Source organism: Shewanella sp. 125m-7, assembly GCF_052977045.1.
The window spans coordinates 15,964-34,275 of sequence record NZ_JBRILQ010000013.1 but is presented as its reverse complement, the minus strand read 5'-3'; the positions used below and the strand labels follow the sequence as shown (position 1 = coordinate 34,275).

Annotated in this window: 15 protein-coding genes; 6 read left to right on the top strand and 9 right to left on the bottom strand. The window is 44.0% G+C overall.

Annotated elements, in window-relative coordinates:
* Positions 1-8 precede the first annotated feature (8 nt).
* Positions 9-1,418 (top strand): tRNA lysidine(34) synthetase TilS, encoded by a 1,410-nt coding sequence (tilS, locus tag ACVBIL_RS08370; RefSeq protein WP_447166523.1) that lies wholly within the window; start codon positions 9-11, stop codon positions 1,416-1,418.
* 39 nt (positions 1,419-1,457) lie between these two features.
* On the opposite strand, the gene dgcS is transcribed toward tilS, so the two are convergent.
* Positions 1,458-2,339, bottom strand: a complete 882-nt coding sequence (gene dgcS, locus ACVBIL_RS08365) for a diguanylate cyclase DgcS (protein WP_447166572.1) — start codon at positions 2,337-2,339, stop codon at positions 1,458-1,460.
* A gap of 507 nt (positions 2,340-2,846) precedes the next feature.
* Between dgcS and ACVBIL_RS08360 the strand changes: the two genes are divergently transcribed.
* Positions 2,847-4,796 (top strand): monovalent cation:proton antiporter-2 (CPA2) family protein, encoded by a 1,950-nt coding sequence (locus ACVBIL_RS08360; protein ID WP_447166522.1) that lies wholly within the window; start codon positions 2,847-2,849, stop codon positions 4,794-4,796.
* Between the two features lie 151 nt (positions 4,797-4,947).
* The gene (locus ACVBIL_RS08355) at positions 4,948-5,667 is read left to right on the top strand and encodes an SGNH/GDSL hydrolase family protein (RefSeq protein ID WP_447166521.1); all 720 of its coding nucleotides are present in this window, start codon (positions 4,948-4,950) and stop codon (positions 5,665-5,667) included.
* A gap of 16 nt (positions 5,668-5,683) precedes the next feature.
* On the opposite strand, the gene ACVBIL_RS08350 is transcribed toward ACVBIL_RS08355, so the two are convergent.
* Together ACVBIL_RS08350 and ACVBIL_RS08345 are read right to left on the bottom strand one after the other, a co-directional pair.
* Positions 5,684-6,808 carry a patatin-like phospholipase family protein gene (locus ACVBIL_RS08350; protein ID WP_447166520.1) on the bottom strand — a complete coding sequence of 375 codons (1,125 nt, stop codon included), beginning with the start codon at positions 6,806-6,808 and terminating at the stop codon, positions 5,684-5,686.
* 221 nt (positions 6,809-7,029) lie between these two features.
* Complete coding sequence (locus tag ACVBIL_RS08345) at positions 7,030-8,742, bottom strand: proline--tRNA ligase (protein WP_447166519.1); 1,713 nt, start codon at positions 8,740-8,742, stop codon at positions 7,030-7,032.
* A gap of 335 nt (positions 8,743-9,077) precedes the next feature.
* Here ACVBIL_RS08345 and ACVBIL_RS08340 point away from each other — a divergent pair, with 335 nt between their 5' ends.
* The 3 genes from ACVBIL_RS08340 (at position 9,078) to ACVBIL_RS08330 (ending at position 12,051) form a co-directional block, all read left to right on the top strand.
* Positions 9,078-9,596, top strand: a complete 519-nt coding sequence (locus tag ACVBIL_RS08340) for a GNAT family N-acetyltransferase (RefSeq protein ID WP_447166518.1) — start codon at positions 9,078-9,080, stop codon at positions 9,594-9,596.
* A 16-nt stretch (positions 9,597-9,612) separates the two neighbouring features.
* Positions 9,613-9,903 carry a hypothetical protein gene (locus ACVBIL_RS08335; protein ID WP_447166517.1) on the top strand — a complete coding sequence of 97 codons (291 nt, stop codon included), beginning with the start codon at positions 9,613-9,615 and terminating at the stop codon, positions 9,901-9,903.
* Between the two features lie 264 nt (positions 9,904-10,167).
* Positions 10,168-12,051, top strand: a complete 1,884-nt coding sequence (locus ACVBIL_RS08330; protein WP_447166516.1) for a serine hydrolase domain-containing protein — start codon at positions 10,168-10,170, stop codon at positions 12,049-12,051.
* 148 nt (positions 12,052-12,199) lie between these two features.
* On the opposite strand, the gene ACVBIL_RS08325 is transcribed toward ACVBIL_RS08330, so the two are convergent.
* The 6 genes from ACVBIL_RS08325 to ACVBIL_RS08300 all read right to left on the bottom strand — a co-directional run bounded on the left by ACVBIL_RS08325 (position 12,200) and on the right by ACVBIL_RS08300 (position 18,311).
* Positions 12,200-13,669 (bottom strand): amino acid permease, encoded by a 1,470-nt coding sequence (locus ACVBIL_RS08325; RefSeq protein ID WP_447166515.1) that lies wholly within the window; start codon positions 13,667-13,669, stop codon positions 12,200-12,202.
* 709 nt (positions 13,670-14,378) lie between these two features.
* Positions 14,379-14,822: a universal stress protein gene (locus tag ACVBIL_RS08320; RefSeq protein ID WP_447166514.1), complete on the bottom strand. Its 444-nt coding sequence runs from the start codon at positions 14,820-14,822 to the stop codon at positions 14,379-14,381.
* A gap of 214 nt (positions 14,823-15,036) precedes the next feature.
* Positions 15,037-15,672, bottom strand: a complete 636-nt coding sequence (locus ACVBIL_RS08315; RefSeq protein WP_447166513.1) for an acyltransferase — start codon at positions 15,670-15,672, stop codon at positions 15,037-15,039.
* A gap of 8 nt (positions 15,673-15,680) precedes the next feature.
* On the bottom strand, positions 15,681-16,430 hold the full coding sequence (gene tsaA, locus ACVBIL_RS08310) for a tRNA (N6-threonylcarbamoyladenosine(37)-N6)-methyltransferase TrmO (protein WP_447166512.1): 750 nt from the start codon (positions 16,428-16,430) through the stop codon (positions 15,681-15,683).
* 30 nt (positions 16,431-16,460) lie between these two features.
* A complete protein-coding gene (gene rcsF / locus ACVBIL_RS08305) occupies positions 16,461-16,844 on the bottom strand; it encodes an Rcs stress response system protein RcsF (RefSeq protein ID WP_447166511.1) in 384 nt (127 codons plus the stop codon).
* A 126-nt stretch (positions 16,845-16,970) separates the two neighbouring features.
* Complete coding sequence (locus ACVBIL_RS08300; RefSeq protein WP_447166510.1) at positions 16,971-18,311, bottom strand: amidohydrolase family protein; 1,341 nt, start codon at positions 18,309-18,311, stop codon at positions 16,971-16,973.
* Between the last annotated feature and the right edge of the window lies 1 nt (position 18,312).

Genomic DNA, 18,312 nt, shown 5'->3' with positions numbered 1-18,312 from the left:
TTTCTAATATGAATATTGCTGCCTCTATTTTAGAGTGTATTAAACTGTTACCCCAGCGTTCAGTGCAAGCCGAGGTAACGGGTGAACAAGCTAGGCTGCAAAAGCGCAAGCTGGTGCTGGCATACAGTGGCGGTGTTGACTCTGAAATATTGGCTCACGGCCTCTCACAGTTCGCTAAAGCCAATTTAGATATTGAGTGTCTTTTGGTCCATGTTCATCATGGCTTAAGCAGTAATGCCAACACATGGGCGCAGCACTGTATCTCTCAGGCGCAGCACTATGAACTTGGCTGCGCGATTAAGCGAGTCGAGGTTAAGCTCGCCCCACGATTGAGCGTAGAGGCGCAGGCACGCACTGTTCGCTATCAGGCACTGTTATCGGAGCTTGAGCACGGTGATGTGTTGATGACGGCGCACCATCAAGACGACCAGCTCGAAACCGTTCTGCTGGCATTAAAGCGAGGTCTTGGTCCTAAAGGCTTAGCCGCCATGGGCAAGGTGCAGCGCTTTGAGCAAGAAAACTGGTTAATTAGGCCACTGCTAGATTTTAGTAAAGTAGAGATTGAAGCCTACGCAAAACAGCACAATATTACCCATATCCAAGATGAAAGTAATTTCGATGATAAATACGATAGAAACTTTCTTCGCTTGGAGGTTATTCCAACACTTAAGCAGCGTTGGAGTGCCATTGCGGCAACGGCTAGTCGCAGCGCCGAATTATGTGCTCTGCAGCAATCTGTTATCGATGAAGAGACTGCACTGAGATTACCGCAACTTCAACATCAAAAAGCAGGGGAGTGCACCCTAGATTTAGACAAGCTCGCAACTTACTCTAAGGCCTGGCAGTCACTGTTGCTGCGCGGCCATATGGAGTCGTTAGGCTTGGCGCCACCCTCTAAGGTACAAGGTGAGCAGATCTTAACTCAGTTGTTAGAGGCTAAGATTGATGCGAGTGTCGAGATACGGCTCGCAGATGTGGTTATCAGGCGCTTCAAGCGAGATGGTTACTTTTTATCGCTAAGTTCGACGTTGCATATCACGAAGAAAGCTTACTCCCCGTTAACACTCAGTCATATTGATGTGTTATTGAGTGGTGGAGTTTCATTGCCAACGGGTAGCCTTCTAGCTGCGCAAACCAGTACGACAGGTTTTCGACTTAGATTACCAACTGAATTAGAAAAGGTTTCTATTGTATTTGCACTGCCAGGTAGCACGCGATGTCAGCCCCATAACCGTAATAAAGGACGGGAGCTAAAGAAGTTGTGGCAAGAGCTCGGATTACCCCCTTGGGAGCGTGGGCGAGTGCCTCTGCTGTGTTATGACGGTAAACTAGTGGCCGCTTGTGGTTACTGGGTAGAGAAATCCTATTTAGCCTGCGAGCACGACTTGGGACTCAACCTGAGTTTTATACATGCTTGAGGGGCTGTAGGCCCTGTTTATCCCCCTTCCTGACAGCGATTAAGCGGCACAAATTTGGTAGCATTGCCTACCCGCCGCTTTTGCTTCATATAAGGCATTATCGGCGCGCTGATATAGGCTCCTTTCTGTATCTTCATCTCGCCACTGGGTAACGCCCATACTGGTGCTGACTTGATACTGTTTCAAGTAGTGATGATTGACAAGCGCATTAAGGATGCGGTTGCACAAAATTCGAGCCTCATCAACATCGGCTTGTACCAGCAAAGTAAATTCATCTCCCCCAATTCTAAATGCTTGGTCAGTGTCTCTTATCGTAGCATTGAGCATATCGGCAAATTCAATTAAGGCGCTGTCACCTAACTGATGACCAAAATCGTCATTAAGCTGTTTGAAATTGTCTATATCTAAGACAATGAGAGAAAAGCTGCCTTGGTTACGTTTGGCTCGAGCAATCTCCTTTTTTAGAGATTGTTGATAGTAATGACGGTTGCCTAGCTTGGTGAGTGCATCATACATGGCCTGCTGCGACATCTCTTGATATTGAATAGCGTTAATAAGCGGCTGTAACACTAGGTCTTTAAGCTGATTTAACATCAAGGTTTGTGACGGTACCAAGGTGGCTTTTAGATTATAGTCTATAGTCACTTGCTGGCCGGCAAAGGTCAGCTTTTGCTCGAAGGTATAGCCGTATGCTTGACCCCAATGAAACTGATATTGTTTATAAGTTAGCCGTACACCGAAGAGCGGCAAATGTTGTCCCATAATCTGGCCAAAGCAGGCAAACACTGTCCTAGGATCTAAGTGTTGATGCAGTTGCTGGATAATATTGACAAGATCCATATCCAAAGACGTCGACATTCCTATCTCAGTCTGTTGGCGATACTTGATAGGGAAGGACTCTGTTGCTAAGCCAAGTTCCATTGGTTTTTCTCCCGGTGTTTTTATTACAGCGTCAATATGACTTACCTTATCTAATAAGCAAAAATCGTGCCTTGGTTCTGTTGTGCATCGATTAATCGAGGTTTGGCGCAGGCCTTTTAGGCTCATTGACAGCCTCTTAATTAGCCCTTTTCTACCTCAATGGGTCATATCCGTCGTTATTCGACAGTTGATCCATACTTTATTAGCTAAGAGTTAGGTAACTACGAGCTAGCTAAGACCCCAGTAACTATGAGCTTGATAGCTAAGGATTCGCTAACTTAGACTCCAGTAACAAAGAGTTCGCTTTAGTTCGTTTACTTTCATTTCTATTATCTCTTCACTGAACTGTATTGAACTTGAACAACAGCAGGAACAAGTGAAAATTGATGTGATAGGAATAATCATTTGTCTTTATTTGCCATTAAGTTAATCTCTAGTTAATCGAATGGGGAATATTGGTGTCGATATTTTGACGGATATCGATGGGCTAAGGAGAACACCGCACGCATGGAACACAGCTTTCTGATTCAAATATTGCTGATGCTGGTCATTGCCATTGTTTCAATCGCCATCTTAAGGCGTGCTGGTTTGCCCGCTATTTTGGCTTATTTAGTAACCGGAGTGATAAGCGGTCCTAGTGGTTTTCACTGGTTTACTCAACATCAAATGCAGTCAGTTGCCGAACTGGGTGTGGTATTACTGATGTTTAGTTTGGGGCTTGAATTCTCTCTACCTAGACTGTGGGCAATGCGCCGTACTGTATTTGGTTTAGGTAGTGCGCAAGTTATTGTGACTACCGTTTTAAGTATGGGAATAGCGCTATTATGTAATCTCAGTGTGACCGAGTCTGTGGTTGTTGGCTCTGCTATAGCACTTTCTTCCACGGCTATTGTTCTTAAGCTATTGAATGAACAAGGCTGGCTGAGGCGCAGGCATGGTGAACTTTCTGTCAGTGTGCTGTTATTTCAAGATATTGCGGTTGTTCCCTTACTCATCCTGCTGCCTATTTTAGCTAGTGATGGAGAGCCGTTGTTGTGGACCGAGGTGGTTTTTGCCTTACTAAAGGGGAGCCTTGCATTTATAGCACTGATGGCGTTTGGCAAGTGGGCCTTGCCAAAGCTGTTTGATGAGGTTGCTCGTTCACGCTCAAATGAGCTGTTCGTGCTTTCCACTTTAGTGGTTGCTTTGGTTACTGGTGCCATTACGCAATGGCTAGGCTTATCGATGGCATTAGGCGCATTTATGGCTGGTATGCTACTTGGAGAAAGTCAGTACCGTCGTCAGCTAGAAGCGGATATTCGCCCCTTTAGAGACCTATTGATGGGGCTCTTTTTCATTTCTATCGGTATGTTGCTCGACTTCCAGTTAGTCGCCGATTACTGGTGGCAAATTATTTTTATTCTTATCGCAGTGATCTTAGGCAAGGCCTTAGTGGTGTTCTCTTTGTTAAAGATTGCTAAAGAGTCTTTTCGCTCCTCTGTTGCAACGGCGCTGAGCTTGGCTCAGGTGGGGGAGTTTAGTTTTGTTGTTTTGGCCCTCGCAGTTAACTATCAATTGCTTGATAACAAGACCAGTACAACCTTAGTGATGGTTGCGGTACTTTCTATGGCAATAGCGCCATGGTTAGTCAGGCACAGTGTTGATATCGCTAGAATGTTGCAAGGGTTAAAACCTAAGACTGATAACAATGAGTCGATGAACGTACAGGTCGATGCAAAAGGCGATCTGGTCCTTATCTTAGGCTATGGCCGGGTGGGGCAAACCATCGCCAGGTTTATGAAAACCGAAGCCATTCCTTATTTAGTCTTGGATCTCGATCCTAAAAGAGTCTCAGAGGCGAGAATCGCCGGAGAGCCAGTCTATTTTGGCGACGTGTGTAAAAGAAGTATCCTAAAACAAGCTAAAGTACGTGAAGCCAAGCTTATTGTGATTACGTTTAGTAGTGGCCGCATTCTCGAAGAGGTTTTACCCTTGTGTCGCCAACTGGCTCCAGAGGCTAAGATTTTAGTGCGTACTCGTGATGACACCGGCATGGAAGAGTTAGAGCAAGCCGGAGCAAGCCAAGTTATTCCTGAAACACTTGAGGGCAGCCTCATGATTGTATCTCAAGTCTTATATCAATGTGGTGTGCCGCTGGCGAGGATATTAAAACGATTAGAGTCTGAGCGGCGAAATCATTACCAATATCTACATGGTTTTTTCTCAGGTGCTGAAACCGACTTTACTTTAGAATTATTGCATGCTGTCGCACTGCCCAAAGGGGCTAATGCGGTTGGGCAAACCCTAGCTGATATTCCATGGGAGAAGCTTAAAGTCGAGCTAAGAGCGGTAAGGCGAGCGGGTGCTGAAGTTGACAACCCTGAACTGGATTGGCAGATAAAATCTGGTGATATTCTAATTTTGCTCGGCAAGCCTAGACGCATGGAAAAAGCAGAGATATTTTTATTACAAGGCTAAGCTAGCCGGTAACGTCGGTAAAGCTTCGCTACCGTAAACGGTTATAAAATAGATTTAGTCTACACTCTCGTTGCTGCTTTTTAAGCCCTATTATTAATGCAATGGTATTTAAGGCGTGGCTTTTAAGCATTGGTATTTAAGGAGTAAGGTTTTGCATTACCTCATTTTTATCCTGTTAGCCCCCTTCTTTTTTTTACAAGGTCACAGAGTTAAAAAAAATACTCCAAAATTGCCAGAAGCAGCAGGACCTAGGCAAGGCTCTGTGGGGAATGGCGCGGGATTATCGCTACTGATTTTGGGTGACAGTGCCGCTGCTGGAGTCGGCGTCGCTCGTCAGCAGCAGGCTTTAGCGGGTGTGGTGGTAAGCGCGCTTGCCAAGCGCTATCAGGTTGATTGGCGATTACTGGCAAAGTCAGGCCATAACACTCTGCAAACCATTGACATGTTGCAGTTGGAACTCACGCAGCAGCACACTATGCATTTTGATGCCGTGGTGGTATCGCTTGGTGTTAATGATGTACTGAGCCCGTTAACGGTTAACCAGTGGATAAGCCAGCAACACGCTTTGGTCGAGTTAGTCACCCGCGAGTTGGGGTGTCAACGTTTGATACTGACGCGGGTACCACCTATGGGCGATTTCCCGGTTCTTCCACAGCCATTACGTTGGTTTTTGGGGCGAAGAAGTAAAGAATTTAACCAGCATTTAGAACGTTTTGCCAAACAGGAGTCTAGCTTTACGCTACTTGATTTTGGCCATCAACTCGATACCACCGCAATGGCGATAGATGGATTTCATCCTGGAGAGTTGATTTATCAAGACTGGGGCGAAAGTGTTGCGAACGCTATTTTGTTAACAAAAAAAGCGAGTTGATCTCACTGTAGTCGGTTTAATTGATATTGAAAAATCTTTTGATATCATCAATTTGGCACATTGCATCTTCATATCCTAAGTCGATTAAAGCACTGCAATAGCCTTGTTCAAACAACAAGTAAGACACAATACTCGAGTCTGAATGTTCATTGATGCCCAGTGTTTTCAGCATGGTTTTAATCGCAAACGGCATATCCTGAAAATAGCGCGACGCCATTGTGCTTAAATCTTCGCTTGGTTTTATTACTAATGTTTCAATGGTTTTCAGTGATAGTTGATCACGGCTCTGTTCAGGGATCAAGCTAAGTGTTGAGTTGATACGCTCGAGTCTTTCTAAGTCACTATTTAATGTGTCAGAGAAAATGGTATCGAGTAAATGACCCGCAATAGTCGCGGTTTTTGGATGGTGATCTAACTCTTTTGCCTGTACTTTGTGAGGGCTTTCAAGATTTATTACCATGATTTTGTCAGCCCCTAAATGAATCGGGCTGCTTAATGGCGCTAATTGGTGTACCGAGCCATCACCATAATATTCTTGATTTAACCTTATTGATGGGAACACCATAGGTATGGCTGAACTCGCTAACAGATGATCGGTATTGAGACGCGTTCTGACGCCGTGACGTCTAGCCCTTTGCCAATCATTGACATGGGCATTAGCTTGGAAAAATGTTACCGAACGGGAATTGTTATAGCAGGACGTATCTAGGCTAACAGCTTCGAGTGCACCGCTATTGATATTGCGATCGATCCGTTCAAAACTGATGAGATTATTAAGTAGACCTCGTAATGGTTCACTATTGAATAGGCTTCCGGCTGTCGTTGACACTCCATCACTTTGCAGGCCTTTTAGCGCCATTTTACTTAAGTGTTTTAATACCCCACTAATGGATGCTTGGTAGACTTTTTGGGCATGAACATGGCGCCACACCCATTCAAGCTTGCGTACTCCTAAATGAAAACAAGAAGCATGGGTAGCGATAGAGGTGGCATTAATTGCACCTGCAGAAGTGCCGCAGATGATTCTAAAAGGAATGCCATGATTGCGAGGGTAAAACTGTACTATCGCCTTGAGCACACCAACTTGATAGGCGGCTCTAGCGCCACCCCCACCCAGTACTAAGGCCGTTTTATTTGGCAATTCGACGCTCCTTATCGCTTGAAAGTTAAACAGATTCAAAAGAAACTGCTTAAATTTAGAATATGTGAGATGGCTGAGATGTTCAAGTCGCAAGTTTAAAACTTAAACAAATCTTATTAGAACTAGCGCAAATGGCAGATATAAAAAAAACGCCGATGCAAGCATCGGCGTTGTTATTGATTTAGCGGGCTATAACATTAGCGCTTTTAGCACATTAGCAATTAAGCTTGTTGTGCCTTTAAGAACTCAACGATTTGGTCTAGTGGGATATCTTGCTTCTCACCTGTACGACGGTTTTTGTATTCGAACATGCCGTTATCGATGTTACGATCACCAATAACCACAACATGCGGAATACCAATAAGCTCCATATCGGCAAACATTACGCCTGGACGCTCTTTACGGTCATCAAACATCACTTCGATACCCGCATCGTTTAGATCTTGATATAGCTGCTCAGCAATATCTTTAACGCGATGAGACTTGTGCATGTTCATTGGTAAAATACCAACTGTGAACGGTGCAATCGCGTCAGGCCAGATAATACCGCGGTCATCGTTGTTCTGCTCAATTGCTGCGGCAACCATGCGGCTTACGCCCACACCGTAACAACCCATAAGTAAGGTTTTAGACTTACCATTTTGGTCAAGTACGTTGGCATTCATCGCTTCTGAGTAGTTAGTACCTAACTGGAAGATGTGACCCACTTCGATACCGCGAAGAAGGGCAATAACCCCTTTACCACATGGGCTAGGCTCACCTTCGATGATGTTACGTAGATCGAATGCTGCAGCCTCTGGTAAGTCGCGCTCCCAGTTAATGCCGAAGTAATGCTTACCATCTTGGTTTGCACCCGCACCAAAGTCGCTCATGATGCTGACGCTGTGATCAACAAATACTGGAATGTTCAGGCCAACAGGACCAATAGAGCCAGTACCTGCACCGATAGCGTCAAGGATTGCTGCTTCATCTGCAAACTCAAATGGCGCTAATACCGCATCAATCTTCTCAGCTTTAACTTCGTTTAGTTCGTGATCGCCACGAATAACGATAGCCACTAATGGGGCTTCTTCAGTTGCACCCTTAACGATCAATGTCTTAACCGTTTTTTCAATCGCAATACCGTGTTGCTCAACAAGTTCTGCAATGGTCTTAGCATTTGGTGTGTCAACTAACGTCATTTCGCTGGTGGCTGCTTGACGTGTTTCAGTTGGCATTGGCGCTTCACATTTTTCAATGTTTGCAGCGTAATCACTTTCCGTTGAGTAAGCGATTAGGTCTTCACCACTGTTAGCTAATACATGGAATTCATGTGACATGCTGCCACCGATAGAGCCAGTATCTGCCATTACAGGGCGGAATGATAAACCTAAGCGAGTTAGGATGTTGCTATAAGCTTGGAACATCGCTTCATAGGTCTCATCCATGGTTTCTTGATCGATATGGAAAGAGTAAGCATCTTTCATCAAGAATTCACGCGAGCGCATTACACCAAAACGTGGACGAACTTCGTCACGGAATTTAGTTTGAATTTGGTAAAGGTTTAGTGGTAACTGCTTGTAAGAGTTAACTTCTTTACGCACTATGTCAGTGATGACTTCTTCGTGAGTTGGACCCAGTACGAAGTCACGATTGTGACGGTCTTGAAAGCGAAGTAGTTCAGGACCAAACTTTTCAAAACGACCCGTTTCAACCCAAAGGTCAGCTGGTTGAACCATAGGCATAAGAATTTCAACCGAGCCGGCTTTGTTCATTTCTTCACGAACAATCGCTTCGATTTTACGTAGTACACGCAAACCTGTCGGCAACCAGCTGTATAAGCCAGATGCGTTACGACGGATCATACCCGCACGTAACATTAACTGATGACTAACGACTTCTGCGTTTGCAGGAGTTTCTTTTTGAGTTGATAGCAGGTACTTGCTTACGCGCATTACCGTTGTCCAAATTTGAGTTGAATGGGCGCTATTTTATCACTTGTAGTGCTTCTGTCACCTATGGATTTTGCGATTCGAGTGATTTATTTGCTTTGACCATAGGTTTTTGCGCTAAGCGATGCCGGTTATACTCCTTTGCTTTGACGATGATGAGTGACAAGTTGAGTTAATACTTTAAGTTAGCAGTTGAGTTATAGGAAAAACCCTAACCCTTTTATCAATGAGCAAACTCGTGTTTTATTGTAGGATTATGCCTACATCTTGATGCGTACAAGTTCAGATTGATGTTAGCTTATGACACAGAAAAATTGTTTATAACAAGGTGAGCCAATATGGCGTTACATTATCAAACATCAAGATTGGAGGTTTCGGAATTATTTTCTGAGATAGCGCCAGCTGAATTATCGCCATTGCAGGTTCGAGTCACTGAGCTGTTAACACCTGCCGTCGTTGAAAACTTGCCGCCACATTTTCAGCACATCGATTCACTTTCTGATGCCAAAAAATGGTTTAAACGTATGGTAGTGGAGAGTCGTCTTTTTGTCGTCAAACATACAGAAGCTAATGTTATTATTGGCTTTATGTTTGCGTTTATAGGAAGTAAACGTGATGCCCATATTGGTTACCTGCTAGGTGAGCCGTATTGGGGACAAGGGTTGGCGACCGAATTGCTCCAAGGCTTTATTGATATTTCAATTCAAGGTCAAAGTTGGGATTACTTGATTGCAGGTGTCAGCCAGAGCAATAAGGCTTCTGCAAAGCTATTGCTTAGACTGGGGTTTGTTGAGCAACCTTGTGCAAATGGACAAGTTGTTTTCTTCCAATACCTATTATCTCAACCTCGACTTTGAGAGCGACTGTAAAATAATGGAATTGATATTTTTACCGCTACTGATAGTACTTGTTAAGTACAAGCACTACGCACGTGCAGAGTGGTTGTTTACACTGTTCTTTCTTGTTTATGCACTGGCATTGACCACATTAACGTTACCGCCAAATTCAAGGTTGGGCAGTTTTTATATCGGTATTCCTTCCATATCGTATCTTTTTTATATTTACCCTGACATTCAAACTCAATATCCAACCTCGGTGATCCGAGTATTGAGTACGTTGGGTGTGTGCACGGCATTTATCGCGTTGCTCGTTTTTTTCAACTGATTGCTTTCGTATTATGCTCTTTGGCAATGCCCAGCCTTTAGCCCTGTGGCCTGCTAGCTGTTTACCTTCCCTATTATTTATCTTCTCCTCAATCTCGCGTGAAGTCCTTAGGTAGATTAGTGTTTTGTTATGTGTAACTATCTATATGTTTTTAAATTAATATTTTAACTTAAAAGAATAAAGCTGATGTAGGTCTTTTGGTCGAGAGGTTCATATCAAGGATGTTGTCATATTAGCTAAATTGGCTCATTTAAAGGATTAGAAATGAAGCGATTTTTATGTGTGTTATTTGGCCTGCTGTGGTCAAGTTGGCTTTTTGCAGAGCAACCGTTAGCATCGACGGATGAGGCTAAGCTGTCATCAACAATGACTTTAGAAGCACTCAAAGCCGCGATTGTCGACATTGTTGAAACAGAGAATCTGCCTGCCGTTGCGATTGCGATGGTTAACCAAGAGGGGCCGGTTTGGATTGAGGCAATAGGCTTGGCTAATATCGCCAATAACCAACCTGCCGATAGTCAAACCCTGTTCCGGATTGGCTCGACCTCTAAAATGTTTGTTTCTTTATCTATATTGAAACTTGTGGAGCAGGGCAAGTTATCTCTTGACGATAAACTCGCCGATCTTGCACCAGAAATAGCCTATACCAATCAGTGGGAAGCGTCAGACCCTATTCGTATTGTTCACCTTTTGGAGCACACCACTGGCTGGGATGATATTCATATCGTTGAGTATGCCCATAATGACCCTTCACCAGCAACGCTCAAACAAGGTCTAGATTATCATCCTCATTCTCGTGTTTCACGTTGGAAACCTGGTAGTAGAATGGCTTACTGCAATGCCGGACCTCCTGTTGCTGCGTATATCGTCGAAAAGGTCACTGGGCAAGTATTTGAAGATTACGTTGCCGACAACTTTTTCATTCCTATGGGGATGGAGACCATGAGCTATTTCCAGTCTGATGATGTTAAAGCCAAAGGTGCGACACTTTATTCTAAGGGGAAAGAAGAGGCATATTGGCACATTATTATGCGGCCATCGGGCTCAATAAATGCGTCGGCTAATGATATGGCAAAGTTTCTGTCTTTTCTGGTGAATAGAGGGCGTGCAGTCGAGCTGCCATTGATTTCTGAAGCTTCATTTGCGCGCATGGAGCAAGTTAAGTCAACACCCGCGGCACAAGCTGGTCAAACGGCGGGTTACGGACTTAGCAATTACTCAACCCCTTATAAACAATGGATCTACCAAGGTCATGACGGTGGGGTTAGCGGCGGAATAACCAAGCTTGAATATTTACCCGAGGCGGGCGTGGGTCATGTTGTGATGATTAACTCTGATGACGCGCAGTCGGTAAAGAAAATTACTGAGCTCATCCGTGAATTTGAAACTAAAGAGCTTACAGAAAAAAGTATCACAGCCACACAAGCTGTGACTGACTCAATGAAAGCGTTGCAAGGATATTATTATCCAATTAATTCACGCATGGCGATGACCGAGTTTCTTGAGCGGGTATTGAATATCTACCAATTTACATTTAAAGGTGGAAAACTCATTCGAACAAATTTATTAGGTGGTGTACCTAAGGAATATTTTCCAGTTTCTGAGACATTGTTTCAGTCAGCCGAAACCGGTGAAATGAACCTATCATTTGTTGAAGATCCATTGGTAGGGCCCGTTTTTCATTCTGACTCATCGGTATATCGCTCCGTCAGTGCGGTGATAGTCTTTGGCCAGTTTACAATATTAGCCCTCTGGTTGATTATCAACGTGACAGGCCTGCTGTATTTATTGGTGTGGGGAGTGCGTATCATTATGGGCGCCGACATTAAAGGTAATGCATTAATGATCCGAGTATGGCCTTTACTCGCAACATTGTCGGTCTTATGTTTTGTGTTGATGTTCCAACTTGGTGGTGTCGACCCTTTTAGGTTATTGGGTAACATAACCTATGTGTCCATAGGCTTAATGCTATCAAGTATAGCCTTGTTAATCTTTACGTTTTTAGGTTGTTATGTGGCCATAAAAGCGAAGGCGAGTGAGATGAATAAGGTGAACTACTGGTATTGCACCATTGCCTCTTGTACACACTTGTTGGTGGTCAGTTATTTAGCTTGGTTTGGCATAATAGGATTACAAACCTGGGCTTAGGTTCTGGTTTAGCTTTAACGGTATATCGATAAAAGAAAGCCACTAAAAGTTAGTGGCTTTTTAAGATAACGAGGTTATATGGGGTATATGGGGTATATGGGTTCTATAGAGGATAGAGATCTCTGTTCTCTATCCTCAACCATTGCTATTAGCTTGAGGTTTCGTTGTCATCAAGCATTTTTACGCCTGGTGGCAATGGATTATTTTTACGCATTACGTGGTATATCCAAAATGGCAAAACAAGGGTAATCGCAAAGCTCACAACGAGGATTGTCATATACTCAGTTGCAGCAGCTCCTCCACCAACTTGTGCTGGGGGCACAAATGAAATAGCCAGTGCCAATATCGAAATAACTAATCCACTTAAAGCGACAAATATCTTAACTCCTTTTCCTCCTGGGATTTCAAAAGCGCGAGGCAAATCTGAATAGCTGAGTACGATCTTGATATAGGCGAGGAAAAAAATAATATAGCCGACAACGTATATCACTACCGTTAGCGATATTGCGGTAAAGAAGGAAACGTTAGCGCCACCCCCACCAAATGTCAGTACCGCCGCCCATATTGAAACAATCGCACCTTGTAGAAGTAAAAAGTTTACAGGCACGCCTTCAGCATTTGTGGCAGAGAGTTTAGCGGGGAGTAAGCCTTTTTTACCGGCTTCCAACATCCCCCATGATGGGCCAACGACCCAGGCCGATACTTCAGCGACTACGCCAAGTGCAATTAACACCGCAATCACTCGAATAGCCCAATCCATATCATGAGTGAAATAGTGAAATAACCCTTCGAATCCTTGGATTACTCCAATTGACAGCCCAAGTTCTTTCTCTGGCACTACCGCACCAATCGCAACGCCACCGATGGCATTTAGCACAATGGCTAATATCACCAGCATGATAATAGCGATAGGGTAATCTCTTTTTACGTTTTTCATTTCGTTGGCGTGGGTCGCCGATGCCTCAATACCGGCATAGGCAAGGATAAATGATACAAATACAACCAAGGTATTCAGTTGGGTGAAGTCTGGTAATAAGGCTTCAGTGGTAATCGGCATATCACTGATACCACCAGTCACAAAAAAGGCAATCGAGAGACTAAATAGGATACAGGCTGGAATGAGAATACCAAGCACAAAACCGACTTTGGAGATCATTGCGGTGTACTTGGTTCCGCCTAATTGAGATAAAGTGAGTCCCCAAAAAATAACCATTACTCCGATAAATTTTACCGTACTATTATCATTGAGTGCAGCCCAGTCAAATACATAGGACAGCGCGCCTAAAATGAAATAAATCATGGTGACAAAACCAACGGTGATTTGGAACCATTGGAAAAAGATATTAGCAAAGCCCCATCGTTCTCCTAATGCATGTCCAGACCAAGTGAATACCCCCCCTTTGTCCCAACCTTCAACTGTTGCCATTTCTGCAGCGCATAAAGCGACAGGTAAAAACCAAAAGACACCCGCGACAACCAAATAGAAAACCAATGATATGCCCGATGAAGCAAAGGTCGGGTATTCATATACGGTCATAACCATGGTGGCGGTTAGAGCAAAAAATCCAAATAGGCTCATATGCCTAGCTGTACTTGTTGGCGCATTTTGTTGTTTCATTAAATGGACTCCCAGGTTAGTACACATCTTATATATTTATTAAATTAGTAAAGTGCGGAAAACTTAGATTTGAGATATTGGATATCTTTCAAGGATAAATTTTATGCAATTGCAGTTAACTGGATTTTGAGTACGGGGTGACATAGTTATAACTCTCAATTGGTCAAGGGCTTACATTATTACTATTGAAGATAGAACAATTATTGCAATACCACCGTTTTAAATTGAATTTATTCAAGAAAATGACAAAATTAGTTTAAAAGCGCGCGCGTAACGCGGAGCAACGCAGAGCAACGCAGCCAGCGCGGTGCGCAAGCATTAGGTGTTACTTTGCATATCCCCAGGTTTTTAGCTGGACAATCCTCCATAATTACATAATTGCAAACGGTTTTAGAGGTGACTGTTTTATACCTATGACGACTGGGTTAGCGTCGCCACGCCGTGTATTGCGGCTCGTTTATGCGCGTTTTTTCTCAATGGAGTTCAAGAGTATTTGTGGTTGTAAAAAGTGTAAACCGATACTGAAGGAGTGTTTTTGGCTGCCTACTTCTGCGCTAAATAGGTCCTGTAGGGCACAATCATTATCTCATCTATTCGCCTTGAATTAGAGTGTCAAAAAACGCTCTGAGTCGATCAACTTCATATACTGATTGGCATCACAGAACTGCAGAGGTATAACGAATAGCCTAGCGATTAATATTGAGTGCTACTATTTAACGACCAGAACAGGGCATTTAGCCTGATTTGCAATAGTTTCAGCGACGTTGGCGTTTAATAGGTGAGATAACCCCGTATAGCCGTGGCTGGCGATGACTATCATTCCGACTCTTTGTGCTTCAGCTTCCGCTAAAATTTGCTTAACTACATCCCCCGTGCGGATTTTGCTATTTACCCTCAAGCCTTTTGGGAGCATTTCACGTACTTCAGCCACTATCTGTTTCATCTTATCGTTGGCATAGGGTTCAAGGTCTAGGAGTTGCTCTGCGGGGCTGTTTATCACAATGCCGAAATCGGGTGCGATATAAGGTAGGCCTATTACATTTAATAACTGAATATTTACGCTATATAAGTTTGCCATTTCGACGGCATATCCTAGTGCGTGATTAGCCGTTTCTGAAAAGTCTATCGGGCACAAAATATCTCGAGTACGCATCGCATCCTCCTATTTACATGGTTACTCAATAAATATAGGTGGTTAAATATCACAGCTCAAATGTGCTTTATACACAGGGCCAAAATATGTTTCGTGATGAGGGGAATCATTTTCAAGGGATGATATTAATTCCAACCACATTAAATAAGTGATTGCTCAGCAGGAAGTCAAAGCCCTGTAGGCTAGTTTTTATGTTGGAGGTGCACTGAAACGGCTAGCGCTTATCGCGCCTATCGCCTATCACTCGGGCTGGATTACCCGCCACGATGGCATAGTCGGCCACATCTTTGGTAACGATGGCGCCCATGCCTATTACCGCATGGTTGCCAATAGTGACACCATCAACTATGCCTACTTGCGCGCCAATCCACACGTCTTCACCTATCACCACGCCTTTAGAGTTAGATGGCTGTTGATAGATAGGCATATCGGGCGCCATGCCGTGATTAAAGGCGTAAATGGTGACATTATTGGCAATACGGGTTTGATGACCAATGGTAATGCCATGGCGGCCACCATCGAGTGAACAGCCGTGATTAATGGCGACTTCATTACCTAGCGTGATAGGGCCGTGTAAAAAGCTGTCGGCGGCAATCATGCACTGATCGCCTATGGTGATATTACGGCCTGGCTCTGCAAACAGGTTTGCTTCGGGCGCAATGAAACAGCGCTCGCCAATAGAGACGGTTTCAACTGCACAAAAGTGGGCTTGCACCTCCTCTTGCCAAGGTTTGGCCCACTGGAGGTGCTTCTCTTTTAATGAGAAATAAAGCCATGGCATATAAGACAGACGCTTTTTATGCTGAGTTTGATAATCAGGCTTATGTTGTGCTGCTGGTGGCGGATTCATATGGCTATCTAGTCTTGAGTTGAAGCTTGTTGAGTTTTGCCAACGTGTGAGGCTCTTAACTCGTAAACCTCAATACCGGCGTCCGTTATTTTCCACAAGATATCTAAGTCATATAATGCAACTTGATATAATTTGGGGTCGGCCTTGGCTTTTTTATAAGCTGGGCGAGGGTCTTGCGCTAAAACACCTTCAATAAGCTCACGTAGGCGCGGATACGCAGGGTTTTGTTGATATTGCTCAAGGTGTTCCAATGCCTGCTCGCTAAAGCATACATTAGCTAAAACAGGGGCATCTTGGGCTATGCCGCCTTGGGCATTTTCGATTGAATCTGAAAATGGAATATAGGGCTTAATATCAATAATCGGTGTGCCATCAAGCAAGTCCATGCCTGAGATCTCAAGGCTTACTTTGCCGTTATGGGTATGCACAGCGTGCAGCTTAACCACTGACTGACCAATACCGTTGGGCCTAAAGGTTGATCGGGTCGCAAATACGCCGAGCTTTTCGTTACCACCGAGCCTTGGTGGGCGAACGGTTGTCTTCCAGCCGGCAGCAAGGTTTTCATGAAAACAAAACAGCAGCCACAAATGTGAGTATTGTTCTAATCCTCTAACGGCATCAATTTGATTAAAAGGCGGCGCTAATTCAACAAAACCGCGGGCGGCACTCACTAAACCTGGCTGCCTAGGTATGCCAAATTTTTGTTTATAGGGAGTGCGGCAATAGGCCACGGCTTGGATCTGGCTGGTAAAAGACATTAAGGTTACTTCTAAAATGGGTAAATAAGATTATTGTGGGTCACTTTTGGTGGCGATTGCTTGGCCGACGCAAATTGCACGACTAACACAATTTAGGTTAGCTTCTTCAATTAACAAGCAGTTTTTTATCACTAAGCCATTGGCTTGTTTGTCTGCTGCAGCGCGGCGCGCAAGCGTACGGGCTTCAACGATTGAGGCTGGTGCATCGTTTTCTGATACTTGGCAGGTTTCACCTTCTACTAATCCTTTTATCTCAAAGGGACCTACAGGTTGCAATGTTCCTTCATAAACCGTCACGTCCGACGCTTTAAAGTAGTCATTAATCGCATCGCTGTCCAAATTGCTGTTAAAGGTGTATTCACCGGCGCAACCGCTAAGCAAAAGGATAAAAGCTGATGGTAATAAATATTTCATGGTGGCGGGCCTGTTTTATTATTGAGGTTGAAATGCCGTTGCACTCACTCAAGCTATTAATAAAAAAGTGCTCATAAAGAGCACTTTTTCACGATTAATCTTAAGTCGCGCTATAAGTTTGAAATTCTAGCGCTTTAGATACTTTTGATAAAGCTGTTGATGACGATTATTAAGATCAATTTTACGGCCATCAATATAGACAGACTCAATACCTGCTTGCATAGGGTCCAAAATATCACCCGTTGCTAAGATGATATTGGCTTTAAAGCCTGGAGCGATAGCCCCCATATCATCAATCTCTAGCACTTTTGCGGCATCTAAAGTGATACTTTTAAGGGCGTCTTCTTTGGTTAAACCGTAAGCGACGGTTTGACCAGCAGCGAAAGGTAAATTTCTGCTATTCCAGTCTGATGAAAAACCAAGAGCAAAGGGGATTTGGGCTTGTTTAAGTAGCGCGGGGATCTTAAATGCGAGATCGATAGGCTCATCATTACGTTTAGGTAGTGCTAAGGTTTGATTGTAAATCACCTTCGCATTCACTTCAGCTAGAGCGTCGGCGACTCGCCACGCATCATAGCCGCCCACAATCACGATTTTAAAGCCATACTGCTTAGCCAAGGCAATGGCTTCTTCAATGTGCTTTTGTGATTGTGCATGAATAAACAGTTGCGCCTTGCCTTCGTATAAGGGGGTAAGCGCCTGCCAGCGCAGATCTATTTTATTGATCTTGCCAGCTTTATCTGCGAGTTGATATCGCTTTCCATCTGAAAATGCGCTGTAGACTTTATCGATTCTACGTTTTAAATCTGTTAACTGCTCTTTGCGCTTATCGGCATCTTTTGATAACCATCGCACATGTGGCCAGTAAAGATGAAACTGCTTATTAGACTCAACTAAGGCATCTTCAATTGTCCAGCTGTCCATTGACACTAATGCCGATTGCCCTGCTAAACCATCGCCTTGAGGCACAACTTGGGCGTGGGTGATCCCGTTAACTCGCACCGTGGGGATAATCTCTGAATCCGGATTAAATGCAGTAATCGCTTCTAACTGTGGATTGATATAACCCACTTCATAGGCATCATTACTTGGGCGCATCATTTCGACTTCAATTAGCCCCATGCTGGTATCGAGTGCAATTAAACCTGGGTAGAGGTGTTTTCCGGTTGCATCGATAACTTGAGCGTTAGTAAGTAGCTCGCTGTAATCGTTTTTTGCCTGTGTTGTCAAAGCGGTAGCAGGTGCTTTAGGTGTATCTAGGTCTTGCGCGACGGCAATGACTGTTCCATCAGCAATCAGCACGTCGCTGTCGAGCATGACGCCATTTGTCACAGTATGTACTGTGGCGTTAGTAAACAGTATCGCTTGGTTTTGAGTGCTAGCAGGGACCATGTCGTGGGCATTTGCCATAAAACATAAAGGTAGGCTTAGCAGGGTGACTGCGCGCGTTAACGAGTTATTAAACATG